General features: G+C 66.2%; 7 protein-coding genes. 4 read left to right on the top strand and 3 right to left on the bottom strand.

Annotated elements, in window-relative coordinates:
* The first annotated feature begins 367 nt into the window (after positions 1-367).
* The 4 genes from PF66_RS20770 (at position 368) to PF66_RS20755 (ending at position 4,804) form a co-directional block, all read left to right on the top strand.
* On the top strand, positions 368-1,219 hold the full coding sequence (locus PF66_RS20770; RefSeq protein ID WP_054063720.1) for a sugar phosphate isomerase/epimerase family protein: 852 nt from the start codon (positions 368-370) through the stop codon (positions 1,217-1,219).
* A gap of 12 nt (positions 1,220-1,231) precedes the next feature.
* Positions 1,232-2,290 (top strand): isopenicillin N synthase family dioxygenase, encoded by a 1,059-nt coding sequence (locus PF66_RS20765; RefSeq protein ID WP_054063719.1) that lies wholly within the window; start codon positions 1,232-1,234, stop codon positions 2,288-2,290.
* 37 nt (positions 2,291-2,327) lie between these two features.
* Complete coding sequence (locus PF66_RS20760; protein ID WP_054063718.1) at positions 2,328-3,119, top strand: ABC transporter substrate-binding protein; 792 nt, start codon at positions 2,328-2,330, stop codon at positions 3,117-3,119.
* A 140-nt stretch (positions 3,120-3,259) separates the two neighbouring features.
* Entirely contained in the window at positions 3,260-4,804 is a 1,545-nt protein-coding gene (locus PF66_RS20755) for an amino acid ABC transporter permease/ATP-binding protein (RefSeq protein WP_054063717.1), read from the top strand.
* Positions 4,805-4,843: 39 nt separating this feature from the next.
* Here PF66_RS20755 and recD read toward each other — a convergent pair whose 3' ends face one another.
* Genes recD through recC form a run of 3 tightly spaced genes read right to left on the bottom strand, consistent with a single transcriptional unit; the run spans position 4,844 to position 14,075 of the window.
* Entirely contained in the window at positions 4,844-6,931 is a 2,088-nt protein-coding gene (gene recD / locus PF66_RS20750; protein WP_054063716.1) for an exodeoxyribonuclease V subunit alpha, read from the bottom strand.
* Entirely contained in the window at positions 6,928-10,617 is a 3,690-nt protein-coding gene (gene recB / locus PF66_RS20745) for an exodeoxyribonuclease V subunit beta (protein WP_054063715.1), read from the bottom strand. The genes recD and recB overlap by 4 nt, the downstream gene beginning before the upstream one ends.
* The gene (gene recC, locus PF66_RS20740) at positions 10,614-14,075 is read right to left on the bottom strand and encodes an exodeoxyribonuclease V subunit gamma (RefSeq protein ID WP_054063714.1); all 3,462 of its coding nucleotides are present in this window, start codon (positions 14,073-14,075) and stop codon (positions 10,614-10,616) included. The genes recB and recC overlap by 4 nt, the downstream gene beginning before the upstream one ends.
* Positions 14,076-14,250 lie beyond the last annotated feature (175 nt).

Below are 14,250 nucleotides of genomic sequence, written 5' to 3'. Positions count from 1 at the left end.
TCATCCAGGCAGCCATGTTCATGTAAGAATTCTCTGGATACTACGTCAGAATATTGCCGCAACGATAGCATATAGCTGGCAAATCAGCGTTAGATTGAGATCATGCATAGCCCACTAATGGTTTAGAAATCTCTGAAGTATCGATTTGAGGTTTGCTATTTTTTCCCGCCTGCGGGGCTGCCTAAGATCGACCCATCGCCCTTCGCAGGCTGGTTCATGACGCTGCGCAAGCGGCGCCTGGCGTCAGTGAGACCGCCCCACAGAAGAGGGCCGGCTCGACGAAACCTTTCCAACTGCCCTAACCGCTCGCCCAGGCTTCTCGCCGTGGCGGGTCCCGAGCAGCTTGAGGTTTGGTCGAGGTTCACTGATGAAACTGGAGATTTTCCGCACCCTGTGGGGCTACACCGCCAGCAAGGCCCAGGCACTCGACGAGTTGCTGGAGGCCGGCTTCGACGGCATGGAAGCCCGCCTGCCACTGGCGGCCGCAGAACGTGCCGAGTTCGCCGCCTTCCTGCGTGCCAACCGCACGCCTTACATCAGCACCGTCTTCACCGCCTACGATGTGCTCCCCGAGCAGTCGGCAGCCCCCGTCGAGCATCTGCGCGACCTCGAACAGAAACTCGCCTGGGCCGCCGAGCTGGAGCCACGTTTCGTCAACCTGCTGGCCGGCAACGACCGCTGGCCCCTGGCGCAGCAGGTGGAGTTCTTCGGCCAGGCCATGGACCTGGCACGCCGGCAGGGCCAGGCCTGCAGTTTCGAAACCCATCGTGCACGCTCGCTGTTCAACCCCTGGGTGACCCTTGAGCTGATCCGGCAACTGCCCGACCTGCGCTTCACCAGCGACATCAGCCACTGGGTGGTCACCTGCGAGCGCCTGCTCGACGACCCGGCCGACGACCTGCGGCCATTCGTCGAGCGCGTCCACCATATCCAGGCCCGGGTCGGCTATGACCAGGGCCCGCAGGTGCCTCATCCCGGCGCCCCGGAGTACGCCCGCGAGCTGGCCTTCCACCAGGCCCACTGGGAAAGCGTCTGGCGCGCCCAGCAGGCCCGCGGTTACACGGTCAGCACGCTGACCCCGGAGTTCGGTGCCGACGGCTACCTGCATCACCTGCCCTTCACCAACGTTCCGGTCGCCGACCTGTGGTCGCTCAACGTGTGGATGGCCCGCACCGAGCGCGAGCACTTCGACCGTTTCCGTCATTCAACCCAACCGTGAGGCGTTCGCGTCATGCCTGAGAACAGTCACAAGCATCCGGCCCAGGCCAATTTCAAGAGCATTCCGGTGGTGGATATCGCCGGGTTGTTCAGCGTCGAACTGGAACATCGGCTGGCGGTCGCCGAGCAGTTGGGCAACGCAGCCAGCGAGGTCGGTTTCCTCTACATCACCGGGCACGGCATCGACCCACAACTGATCGCCAACCTGCGCCAGGCGGCCAGCGACTATTTCGCCCAACCGTTCGAAACCAAGATGCAGCACTACATCGGCACCTCGAAGACCCACAAGGGCTTCGTGCCCGAGGGCGAAGAGGTGTATGCCAAGGGCAAGCCGGACCACAAGGAAGCCTTCGACATCGGCTTCGAGGTGCCGGCGGACGACCCGCTGGTGCTGGCCGGCACCCCGCTGCTGGGGCCGAACGAATGGCCGACGCTGCCGGGCTTCAAGGAGGCCGCGCAGGCCTACTACGCCGCGGTTTTCGCCCTGGGACGCAAGCTGTTCGGCGGTTTCGCCCTGGCCCTGGGATTGGAGGAAAACACCTTCGATGCGCTGGTCACCCGGCCGCCGTCGAAGCTGCGGCTGATCCACTACCCGTTCGATGACGCCGCCCAGGACGCCCCGGGCATCGGCGCCCACACCGACTACGAGTGCTTCACCATCCTGCTGGCCGACAAGCCCGGCCTGGAGGTGCTGAACGACCAGGGCCAGTGGATCGACGCGCCACCGATCCCCGGCGCCTTCGTGGTGAACATCGGCGACATGCTCGAAGTGATGACCGCCGGTGCCTTCGTCGCCACCGCCCACCGGGTACGTACCGTCAGCGAGGAGCGTTACGCCTTCCCGCTGTTCTACGCCTGCGATTACCACACCCTGATCCGGCCGCTGCCGAGCTTCGCCAAGGCAGGCCAGGAATACGAGCAGATCGCCATCGGCGAACACATGTACGGCCAGGCGCTGCAGACCTACCAGTACCTGCGCCGGCGCGTGGAGAACGGCGAGATCGACCTGCCGGAAAAAGCCCGCAAGCCCTCGAGTTTCGGTCACCTGAAAAACCAGGCGCAGCCTTCCTGAACCTGCCGCTCACCTACCCAACCCGGAGTTATCGTCCATGCTCAAGCACCTCCCTGGCCTGACCCTGCTCGCCACCACCCTGTTCTGCACCGCCAGCGCCTTCGCCGCCGCGACGGCCACGCCCGGCCAACTGAAAATCGGCATGGAAATCACCTATCCGCCCTTCGAGTCCTACGACTCGGACAAGAACGTGGTCGGCTCCGATCCGGAACTGTCCCACGCGCTGGCCAAGCACATGGAGAGCAAGGCGGAGTTCATCGACACCAAGTTTCCGAGCCTGATCATGGGCCTGAACGCCGGCAAGTTCGACGCGATCATTTCCGGCATGTACATCACCCCCGAGCGCCAGACCCAGGCCATGACCATCGCCTACGCCAGGACCGGCGCGGCGATCATGGTGCCCAGGGACAGCGGGCTGAAGCCGGCGACGCCGGAGGACCTGTGCGGACTGAAGGTCGGCCTGGAACAGGGCACCACCTGGGTCGCGCAGTTCCGCAAGCTGTCCAGCGAATACTGCGTGCCCAAGGGCAAGGGGGAGATCACCGTGAGCGAATACCCCTCGGCGCCGGAGGTCACCCAGGCGCTGCTGTCGAACAATATCCAGGCGCAGGTGGAAATCGCCGGTGCGGCGAAGATGATTGCCGAGCGGACCAAGGGCCGGGTGGTGGTGACCACCGAACATCCGATCTACCAGCAGACCCTGGGGATCTTCGTGAAGAAGGGCAATGACGCCACTTACCAGGCACTGCTCAAGGCGTTCGAGGAGACGAAGAAGAGCGGTGAGTACACGGCGATCCTGAACAAGTACGCGCTGGAAGCGGCGGAATAAGCACACGCCCCGTGGAAGACACACCTCCTGTGGGAACCGCCCGGCCGGCTCCCACAAGGAGGGTGTTCACCCCGATCGGTTTCTCCAGGGGCAGTGTTATTCCCCCAAAAGGCGCCAGGCCCTGAATCACCGAGGTTCCCATGCAATTCGATTGGCCCTATTTTCTTTCGCTGTTCTCGATGCCCGCCTTCTGGCAGGCCTGTGTCACGGTGGTCGAGCTCAGCGCCCTGGCCTGGTTCATCGGCATGGTGCTGGGCTTCGTCCTGGCCTCGGCCAAGCTGTCGGCCTCGGCCTGGCTGCGCGCACCGGCCGCGGTGTACATCTGGTTCTTCCGCAGCATTCCGCTGCTGGTGCTGGTGGTGTTCGTCTACAACCTGCCGCAACTGTTGCCGGCCACCGGCCGGGTGCTGTCCAACCCGTTCTACTCCGGGCTGTTCGCTCTGGTGGTCACCGAGGCGGCGTACATGGCCGAGATCCATCGCGGCGGGCTGATCTCGGTCGCCAAGGGCCAGAAGGAGGCCGGCCGCGCCCTCGGCATCGGCCTGCTCGGGCTGCAACGGCTGATCGTGATTCCCCAGGCGTTCCGCATTTCACTGCCAACGCTGATCAACGAATACATCACCGTGGTGAAACTGACGTCGCTGGTCTCGGTGATCTCCCTCACCGAAATCCTCACGGTCGGCCAGCGTCTCTACGCGCAGAACTTCCTGGTGATGGAAACCCTCGGCGCGGTGGCGGTGTACTACGTGCTGATCGTCAGCCTGTTCGGCTGGCTGCTGCAACGCCTGGAGCGCTACCTGGACCTGAACCAGCGCAAGCCGCAAACCCTCGCCGACAGCGCCACCGCCAGCCTCAGGTCGCGCCTGCTGCCGTCACCGGCGAGCCTCCGCCCACTGCCGGTGGCCGGAGCCGCCCCGGCCCTGCAGTTGCGCAATATCCACAAGCGCTACGGCAATCACGAAGTGCTCAAGGGCATCGACCTGAACGTCGGCAGCGGCCAGGTGATCTCGATCATCGGCCCGTCCGGCTCCGGCAAGACCTCGCTGATCCGTACCATCAACGGCCTGGAAAGCATCGACCAGGGCGAAATCGTGCTGTTCGGCGAAAGCTTCATCAGCGCCAGCGACCGCGCCAACAGCCCGCAGGTCCGCCGGGGCGTGCGCAGCATCGGCATGGTGTTCCAGAACTTCAACCTGTTCCCGCACCGCAGCATTCTCGACAACGTCACCCTGGCGCCGCGTTATCACGGGGCCAGCCGTGAACCGAGCGAGCAGCGGGCGCTGGCGCTGCTGGACAAGGTCGGCCTGCTGGCCCATGCCCACAAGTACCCGCACCAGTTGTCCGGCGGCCAGCAGCAGCGGGTGGCGATCGCCCGGGCGCTGGCGATGGAGCCGCAGATCATGCTGTTCGACGAGCCCACTTCGGCCTTGGACCCGGAGCTGGTGGGAGACGTGCTCAAGGTGATCCGCGAGCTGGCCGACGAAGGCATGACGATGCTCATCGTCACCCATGAGATGGATTTCGCCATGTCGATCTCCGACCGGGTGATCTTCATGGAGAACGGCGTGGTGCAGCTCGATGCCAGCCCGCGGGAGATTCGCGAGGGTGATCAGGGGGAACGGGTGCGACGGTTCATGGGGATCGAGCGCCAGGAAGTGGCGGCGCTGGACAGGGTTGGGCGTTGAGGTGAGGGGGCGCCCTTCGCGGGCAAGCCCTGAATCCCGCTACCCCAGCTCCAGCATCAGCCCGCTCAGGCGCTTGACCTTGCGCCGCACCGCCTCCTCGAACACCCCGCCACGCGGTTCGAGCAGGCTGAACCAGTCCTTGGCCCGGGTGATCCCGGTGTAGATCAGTTCCTTGGTCAGCACCGGGTTCAGCGCCTCGGGCAGGATCAGCGCGGTATGGGTGAACTCCGAGCCCTGGGACTTGTGCACGGTCATGGCGTAGACGGTTTCCACATCGTTCAAGCGGCTCGGCAGGACGAACCGCACGCCGCCCTGGCCGTCGTTACGGGGAAACGCCACCCGTAGCACCTGCTTGCCCACTTGCGGCCCATCGCGCTCGGGCAGGCGCAGGGCGATGCCGATATCGCCGTTCATCAGGCCCAGCCCGTAGTCGTTGCGGGTCATCAGCACCGGCCGGCCCTCGTACCAGTGCTGGTCGCTGTCGATCAGCCGCCTCGCATAAAGCGCTTCGGTGATGCGCTGGTTCAAGCCTTCGACGCCCCAAGGCCCCTTGCGCACGGCGCAGAGCAGCTGGAACTCGTCGAAGGCGTGCAGCACCGCACGCGCCCAGTCTTCCCAGCACGGGTCATCGAGGTCACGCTCGACGGACGGACGATGACCGCGCATCACGTCGAGGTAATGCCGATAGCCCTTGCGCTGGCTGCCCTCGCCATCGAGCACCAGCTTGTCGAACTTGCGGTCCTGCTCGCCCTTGAGGGCCAGGGCGAACAGGTCGGCATGCGCGCCCGCCTGCAACAGGGCACGGGCCTCGTCGGCCGCCTGCTGGTTGACCAGCCGCGCCAGTTGGCCGATGCCGCTGCCTTCGCCAAAGCGTCGCGAGTGGCGCAGCATCACCACCTGCTGGGCCAGCGAATGGCTGCCCTCGGCGGCCTCGCGCAGGCCACTGGTGCCGATATCCTCGCCACTGACCGCCTGCAGCCAGGCGCGCGTGCTGGCGCTGTACCAGCCCTCCTCGGCATCGCGGCACAGGTCGCCGAGCACCGCGCCAGCTTCCACCGAAGCCAACTGGTCCTTGTCCCCCAGCAGCACCAGCCGCGCATGCACCGGCAGCGCGTCGAGCAGGTTGGCCATCATTTCCAGGTCGATCATCGATGCCTCGTCCACCACCAGGACATCCAGCGGCAGGCGGTTGCCGGCGTGATGGCGGAAGTGTCGGGTGCCCGGGCGACTGCCGAGCAGGCGGTGCACGGTGGTCACTTCACTGGGGATCCGGGCACGCACCGCTTCATCGATGGTCAGCGAACGCACCTGGGCACTGATGGATTCGGTCAGCCGCGCGGCGGCCTTGCCGGTCGGTGCGGCGAGGCGGATGCGCAGCGGCTTGCCCGCCTCCACCGCCGGCGCCTGGAGCAAGGCCAGCAGACGCACCACGGTGGTGGTCTTGCCGGTGCCGGGACCGCCGGTGACGATGCTGAAAGCACCTCGCGTGGCCAGGGCACAGGCCAGTTTCTGCCAGTCGATGCGCCCGCTGCTGCCGGCGGCGCCAAACAGTTCGGTGAGGCGCCGGGCCAGATCGTCCGGGGTGGCTTCCTGTTCGGCCAGCCGCAGGCGCAAGGCGCTGTCGATCCGCCGCTCATAGGTCCAATAACGACGCAGGTACAACCGCCGACCACTGAGCACCAGCGGCCGCTGTCCGGCCTCCAGGCTCTCATCGTCGGCCAATGCCACCAGCGGGCTGGCCTGCAATGCCCGGCACCAGGCCTCGCCATCCAGCGCCACCAGCAGTTGCGAGGGCAGTAGCAGCGCCGCGCTCTGCACGTCGCCTTCCGGCGGCAGCGACAGGGCGAAGTCCGGCTCGCTCAGGGTTTCCAACAGGTCGAGACAGACATGCCCATGACCCAATTGATGACTGGTCAGGGCGGCCGCCAGCAGCACCAGCGGATCGCCCTGCGGGTCGAGCTCATGCAGGAAGGCCACGAACGCCTTGTCCAGCGCCCGTACCCAGCCGCGCTCGAACCAGCGTTCGAGCAACAGTAGCAGGTCCTCGGCGCGGGTCAGCGGTGCCAGTTCGGCGAGGCTGTCATCATTCAGCGCAGTGGGCAGCAGGTCGGCGAAGGAACGTTTCATAAAAGACTCCCCTGCTCCCAGGCGGGTTCGGATTTCGGTAGCGGCTTGCCCTGGAACAGCAGGTCCAGTTGTTCGATCAACACGCGTGGCGGCCGGGCGAAATAGGCGCCCTGGCTCGGCGCGCGGGTGCCGCGCAGGAACAGGTACAGGGCCCCGCCCATGTGCCGGTCGTAGTCGTAGTCCGGTACCCGTGCCTTGAGCTGGCGATGCAGGGCCAGCAGGTAGAGCACGTACTGCAGGTCGTAGCGGTTCTCGAGGATCGAGGCGGCCATGGCCTGCTCGGTATAGGCCGCATCGTCGGCACCCAGCCAGTTGGACTTGTAGTCGGCCACGTAGTAGCGGCCCTGATGCTCGAAGGTCAGGTCGATGAAGCCCTTGAACATGCCGTTGAGCAGTACCGGTTCGGCCGCCGCCCGGGCGACGCCGCCGTGGGTGTGGCGACGAACCAGTGCATCGACCTGCTGCACGTCGACCTTGTGGCTGGCGAACCAGAATTCCATTTCCACCTGGTAGCTGGCGAGGCTGTTGAGCGCCACCGGCGGCTGGCCGTCGCCAAGGCGGAAAGGCACCTGCAGCAGGTGCGCGAGCCAGTCGCTCAGGGTCTCGATCCAGCCCTTCCAGCCACGCAGGTTGCAGCGCGGCGCGACGGCCTTTTCGATCAGCGCGCGGTCGGCCGTGAAACGTTCGTCACCGGCCCACTCCAGCAGGCCATGGAGAAAGGTGCCGGGATTCGGCCCCCGGGGAAAACGATGGATATCGCCTCCGCTGGCCAGCACTTCGCGCGGCGCGTCCGGGTCCAGCCGCTCGTCGTCGAAGAGTTTCTGCGCCTGGGGGTTTTCCGGCGCTTCATCACTGCCGGCGCCCAACTGCTCACTGATGCGCAAGGCACTGTAGGAAGCGATCCACCAATGCTCGGCGGCCTTGCGCCTGGGCAGCAGCGGTTCGAGCAGGGTCGCCTGGTTGCGCGGCGGTTGGTAAGACAGGTCGTTGGGCGCGGGCAGTTCCTGGCAGGCCAGCGCCGGGCAACCCTGTTGCAGATCGCGCAACCAGCCCGCCAGGCCAGTGGATTCGGCCAGCACCGCACCGCCACCGAGCAGGTAGCCCAGGGCCGACAGGTGCAGCACCGAACTGTTGTGGTTGCCACGCTTGAGGTCGGCCACGCCCAGCCAGCAGGCGTGCCGGGCGCGGGTCAGGGCCACGTAGAGCAGGCGCAGGTCCTCGGCCAGGCGCTCGTCGTCGGCCTGGGCGATCAGTTCGGCGGTAGGCTTGAGGCTGACCTGGGCCTTGCCGTCGCTGTCGTGGTAATGCAGCGGCAGCCGGCTGCCGTCCACCGGCTTGACCGAGCAGATGAAGGGCAGGAACACCAGGGGATATTCCAGGCCCTTGGATTTGTGGATGGTCACGACCTTGACCAGTTGCTCGTCGCTTTCCAGGCGCAGGATCTGTTCTTCACCGGCCTGCCCGGACAGCGCCAGGTGCTCGCCGAGGTGGCGGATCAGCGCCTGTTCGCCATCCAGCTCACCGGAGGCCTGTTGCAGCAGCTCGGACAGGTGCAGCAGGTTGGTCAGCACCCGCTCGCCGTCACTGCGGGCCATCAGCGCCTGGGGCAACTGGAAGTCATGCAGCAGGCGGCGCAGCATCGGCAGCACACCCTGGGTCCGCCACAACATGCGGTAGCCACGGAACTGCATGACCCGCGCCTCCCAGGCCAGTTCGTCCTGGTTCAGCCGCTCCAGTTCGGCCAGCGGCAGGTTCAGGGTGATACAGGCCAGGGCCGCGCGCAGCGGGCGCTCGACATCCGGCTCGGCGCAGGCCTTGAGCCAGGTCAGCAGGTCGTGGGCTTCCTGGGCGGCGAACACCGAGTCCTTGTCCGACAGATACACGCTGCGCACCCCGCGCGCGGCCAGCTCGCCGCGTACCGCCTGCGCTTCCTGGCCGTCGCGGACCAGGATGGCGATGTCCGAGGGCAGCACGCCCTGCAGTTGGCCGTCGCGGCTGAAACCGACGCGGCCCTGCTGCCCGCCATTGAGCAGGCCGACGATCTCGCTGGCGCAACTGGCGGCCAGTTGCTGGCGGTAGACCGCGCCGGACAGCGGCTGCTCGGAGGACAACTGCCAGACGTTCAGGGCCGCCTGGGGCTGGCCATCGATCTGGAACGCCTCCTTGCGGCCCTGGGACTCTACCGACACGAAGGGTACCGGGTTGTCTTCGCCCTCGCGGAACAGGAAGGCACCACGGCCCTGCTCCCGCTGCTCGGCCCGTTCGAACACATGATTGACCGAGCGGACCATCGCATGGCTGGAACGGAAGTTGGTGTCCAGGGTGTGCAGGCGGCCGAGGGTGGCCTGGCGCGCGCGCAGGTAGGTGTAGATATCGGCACCGCGGAAGGCGTAGATCGCCTGCTTCGGGTCGCCGATCAGGAACAGGCCGCCATCGGGGCTGTTGTCCTCGATGCGGTAGATGCTTTCGAAGATCCGGTACTGCACCGGGTCGGTGTCCTGGAATTCGTCGATCAAGGCCACCGGGAACTGCTCGCGGATCAGCCCGGCCAGGCGCTCGCCGCCCTCGGCACGCAGCGCGGCGTCGAGGCGCAGCAGCATGTCGTCGAAGCCCATTTCGGCGCGGCGGCGCTTCTCGTCCTCGAAGCGTGCGCCGACCCAGCGGGCGGCGTGTTCCAGCACCGCGGCGTCAGGGGTCGGCAAGGCATCGAGGCTGGCTTTCAGGGTGGCCATCGCGTCGAGCGCGGGATGCCGTGGGGCCTCGCCCTTCCAGGCTTCGGCCATGCCCTCGGGGGTCAGCCGGGTGAAGCCGGTGCCGATATCCAGTTGTTCCAGGGCTTCGTCTTCGGCCCAGGCGGTGAGCTTTTCGAACCAGGGTTCGAAGTAGCGCGCCTGCATCTTGCGACCGTCGACCGCCTTGCTTGCCACGCCTTGCAGGCAGATCTCGCGCAACTCGGCGGCCCACTGCTTCCAGGGTGCCTTGATCTGCAACAGGGCTTCACGGCGTTCGAGCAGACAGGCCTCGATCAGTTCGGCAGGCTCCGGCTCCTCTTCCTCACTGTCACGAGTCACCTTGCCAAACAGGGCGCGAACCCTCGGCAGCAAGGCGTCGGGCCCGCCCCAGTTGGCGCGCACCCAGTGCAGCGCGTCGCCCTGCATCTTGTAGCAATAGAGCCGCCAGTAGTCGCGCAGCACTTCGCCGAGCAGCTCGCTGTGGTCGGTTTCCAGGGTCTGGGTGAACAGGCTGCCGCTATCGAAGGCGTGCTCGCGCAGCATGCGCTGGCACCAGCCGTGGATGGTCGAGACCGCAGCCTCGTCCATCCATTGCGCGGCGATGTCGAGGCGATTGGCGCAGGCGGGCCATTGCTCGGCGGCGTATTCGGCACGCAGTTGGGCGATCAGGTCGTCCGGGGCCGCGATCTCGTCGCGGAAGAACCGCGCGGCTTCGGCCAGACGGGTGCGGATACGGTCACGCAGCTCCTTGGTGGCGGCATCGGTGAAGGTCACCACGAGGATCTGCGGCGGCAGCAGCTCGCGCCCGAACCCGGCCGCTTCGCCGCCATGGCCGAGGACCAGGCGCAGGTACAGCGCGGAGATGGTGAAGGTCTTGCCGGTACCGGCACTGGCTTCGATCAGTTGGCTGCCGCGCAGCGGGAAGGCCAGGGCCAACGGTGTCTTGTCGCTCATGGGCGCGCCTCCTCGTTCACCAGGGAGCGCCACGGTGCTTCGAGCAAGGGTCGATAGAGGCTGTCGCACCAACCCTCGAATTCCTCGCTGATCACCAGCGCATCGTAGTCGGCGAACTGCCGAGCCAGGGCCGCACTTTCCCGCCGCTCGCCCTCGCTGTTGACGCCATCGCCCTCATAGGCCTTGCGGGCGGCGGCCTCGGCCTTGGCCGGATCCGGCTGGGATAACCAGGCGAACGCGGTCTTGATCGCCACCGGCAAGGGCCGGCGCATGCCCACCTGCCAGGCCAGCAGCAATTCGCCGAGCAGAGTGTGGGCCCGCTCCGGCTCGAAGGGAGGCAGCAACAGGGTATCGTCGCTGGCGACCAGCGCGGTGGATAGCGGCAGGCCGCAGGCACAGGCCACCAGATGCTCGACCCAGGGCCGGGTCAGGCGATGCCATTTGCGGGTCTTGAGCGAGCCGATGCCGTTGGGGATCGTCGTGACAGCCAGGTAGCCGCCATCGCTGCGTTGATGCAGGCCGGCCAGCCAGCCTTCCAGACGCACGCCACTGCTGCTATCGATGCTGACCGGCACGGCGCTGGGCACTGGTGTCGGCCAGAGCGTCAACAGTTGCCGGTAGCGCTCCAGCAGGCCGGGCAGCGGCTCGATCAGTTCCTGTTGCAGCAATTCACCGAAGCCGGCCATGGGCAGCAGGCCGCTGCCCTGCAGGCGCCGGGCCTGGTCGTTCAACGCCTGCTGGGGATTGTCCACCTGCTGCAAGGCGGCATTGAGCAGGCTGTCGCTGAGGCTATAGCGTTGCAGCGCATCGAGGACGAAGGGTTCCTCATCGGCCAATGGCGCTTCGGCGGCCTCGAAGAAGACTTTCAGGCGCTGGCTGAAGAAATGCCGCACGGGGTTGCGCAGGAAATCTTGCAACTGGGCCAGGGTCAGCGGCTCGTCCTGGCTGTAGGGGGCGAGCTCACTGGCAGGCTCGCTGGGGTCCTGCTGCTGGTGCAACTGCTGCCATTCACGGGCGTAGCTGAACAGGCCGGCATCCCCTTCGTGGAAATAGCGGGCACTGAAGGGCTGCAGCGGGTGCTCCCGGGTCAGGGCTTCGAGCAGGCGTTCACCGTCGGCGTCGGGCAGTCGCCAGCCGCTGGCGATATGGTCGCGCAACTGGCCGATCAGTACCGAGGCCGGGCGCTCGCTGTTGTCGCGAATGCTGCGACCGACCCAACTGATGTACAACTGTTCACGGGCCGAGAGCACGGCTTCGAGCAGCAGGTAGCGGTCGTCTTCGCGGCGTGAGCGGTCGCCGGGGCGGTAGTCGCTGCCCATCAGGTCGAAGTCCAGCGGCGGTTGGGCGCGCGGGTAATCGCCGTCGTTCATGCCGAGCAGGCAGACCAGCTTGAACGGGATCGCCCGCATCGGCATGAGGGTGCAGAAGTTCACCGCACCGGCGAGGAAACGCTGGGACAGGCGGCCCTGGTCGAGACCGGCCAGCCAGGCCTCGCGCACCACGGTCAGCGGGAGTTCCTCCTGCAGGTCGACGGCCTCGCAGGTTTCCAGCCAGGTGGCGCGCAGTTGTTCGAGCTGGATCAACAGGTAGTCATCGTGCTCGGTACTGGCGAGAAAGAACAGTTGCAGCAGCGCTTGCAGGCGCTCGCCCCACTGCTGCGGGCGAGCCGGTTCGCAGAGTTCCTGGTGGGCGATTTCCAGGGCATCGAGCAGGGCGACCACCGGACCGATCAGCGCGGCATCGAGGCCGCCGATTTCGTCATAAGGCTCGATGCCTTCGCAGCCTTCACCACTGCCAACGGCGTAACCCAGCAGCATGCGGCGCAGACCGAAACGCCAGCTGTTCTGCTCCAGTTCATCGGGCAGGCCGAGATCGGCGCGTTGCTGGGCACTGAGGCCCCAACGGATGCCCGCGCCTTCGATCCAGCGATGCAAGGTCGGCAGGTCGCGTTCCTGGACATTGAAGCGGGCGCGCAGGGCCGGCACGTCGAGCAGGTCGAGAATTTCGCTGACCGGGAAACGGCTGTCGGGCAGCTTCAGCAGGTGTTCGACGGCGATCAGCAGCGGGTCGCGCCCACGCTGGCCCTGGTCCGCCAGAGTGAAGGGGATGAAGCGCGGATCGCTGCGTTCGAGCTGGCCGAAGACCGCACGGATATGCGGGGCGTAGCTGTCGATGTCCGGGACCATGACGATCACGTCACGGGGGCGCAGATCCGGGTTGGCGCTGAAGCGGGCGAGCAACTGGTCGTGGAGAATCTCCACTTCGCGCTGGGCGCTGTGGGCGACTTCGAAGCGGATCGACTGATCCTGCTGCAGGTCGACGGCGGGCCAGCGTTCACGGGTTTCGGCCAGCGGGCGCAGTTCGAGGATATCGTCCTGCAGTTGGTTGAGCAGGGTCTGCGGCGTGCTGTCGCTGAACAGGTCGATGCGACCATCGCGAAAAGCCGCCCGGTAGCTGTTCGGGTCGTCGTAGCTGTCGAGCAGGTTGATGTAGTCGCGGCCCTGCTTGCCCCAGGCGGCCAGCAGGGGGTGGGCATGCTGGTGCAGGGCCTCGGGGTCGAGGCTCAGGGGCATGCCGGGCTTGCGTGATTGGCGCTTGTATTCGTTACGCAGCAGGTCCTTGTCGGCGACGATGTCGGTCCAGTGGTGACGGCAGGGGTTGTGTACGCAGAGCAGCACCTGGCTGAACCGCGCCAGGCCGGCCAAGGCTTCGAGGGCCTGGGCCGGCAGCGAGGAAATGCCGAAGACGATCACCCGTGGGGGCAGGCCTCGAGGGGCGGCTTCGAGGTTGTTGATACGCTCGATGAACCGCTGGTGCACACCGGCCCGGCTCTGGGCCATGCCTTCGGTACCGACATCCAGCAACAGTGCGCGCCACAGCTCGGCCTGCCAGCAGTTGGCCGGGTTCAGCGGCTTGATCTCGCCGCGGACATTGCGCAACTGGTGGCGGCCGGCAGCCCAGTCTTCCAGCCAGTCGGCACGGTAGACCTGGTATTGGTCGAACAGGTCGGCCAGGCGTTCGGCCAACTGGTAGCGTTTGCGCAGGTCGCTGTCGTGGGTCAGGAAACGCTGCAGGGGTTCGAAGTGCGGCTGGTCGATCAACTCCGGCAACAGACGCATCAGGCGCCAGGTCAGCGGTGCCTTGTCGAGCAGCGACTTGGCCGGAATCTCGTCGCGCCCCAATACCATGCGGTAGAGCTGCCACAGGAAGGTACCGGGTAGTTGCACATCGATGGCGGCGGCAATGCCGCAGCCCCCGGAGTCGTCCTCCTCGGCATCTTCGGCCAGGGCCAGCTTCAACCACTGGGCGATGCCGTTGCTCTGCACCAGGGCAATTTCGTTCTCCAGGGGGGCCAGGGGGTAACGCCGCATCACGTTGATCACCAGGCTGCGCAGTTCCTCAGGGCTGTTGCTCTGCACAACCATGAACGCAGGATTGAGTGACGTCGCGTCCGGCATGACGACTTCCTTGGAGAATTCAGAAACGAAGGCAGAACTTTAACATCTATGCCGGATGAGGATGGTGCTGCCCCCGTGCTGTGACGCGGAGCGTGGTGGCCTCTTCGCGGGCAAGCCCGGCTCCGGACGTTTCAACGCCGGTTTCAACACCGCAAAAGACAAAACCCCTACCTGC

The organism is Pseudomonas asplenii (assembly GCF_001293465.1).
Classification (GTDB): Bacteria; Pseudomonadota; Gammaproteobacteria; order Pseudomonadales; family Pseudomonadaceae; genus Aquipseudomonas; species Aquipseudomonas fuscovaginae_B.
Note: the sequence above shows the minus strand (reverse complement) of the source record. Positions and strands in the feature narration are given on the sequence as shown.

What these genes read in the sequence shown, in the direction of transcription:
- recC (WP_054063714.1), bottom strand. Translation starts at nt 14,075, where the DNA reads ATGCCGGACGCGACGTCACTCAATCCTGCGTTCATGGTTGTGCAGAGC.
- PF66_RS20765 (WP_054063719.1), top strand. Translation starts at nt 1,232, where the DNA reads ATGCCTGAGAACAGTCACAAGCATCCGGCCCAGGCCAATTTCAAGAGC.
- PF66_RS20770 (WP_054063720.1), top strand. Translation starts at nt 368, where the DNA reads ATGAAACTGGAGATTTTCCGCACCCTGTGGGGCTACACCGCCAGCAAG.
- recB (WP_054063715.1), bottom strand. Translation starts at nt 10,617, where the DNA reads ATGAGCGACAAGACACCGTTGGCCCTGGCCTTCCCGCTGCGCGGCAGC.
- PF66_RS20760 (WP_054063718.1), top strand. Translation starts at nt 2,328, where the DNA reads ATGCTCAAGCACCTCCCTGGCCTGACCCTGCTCGCCACCACCCTGTTC.
- recD (WP_054063716.1), bottom strand. Translation starts at nt 6,931, where the DNA reads ATGAAACGTTCCTTCGCCGACCTGCTGCCCACTGCGCTGAATGATGAC.
- PF66_RS20755 (WP_054063717.1), top strand. Translation starts at nt 3,260, where the DNA reads ATGCAATTCGATTGGCCCTATTTTCTTTCGCTGTTCTCGATGCCCGCC.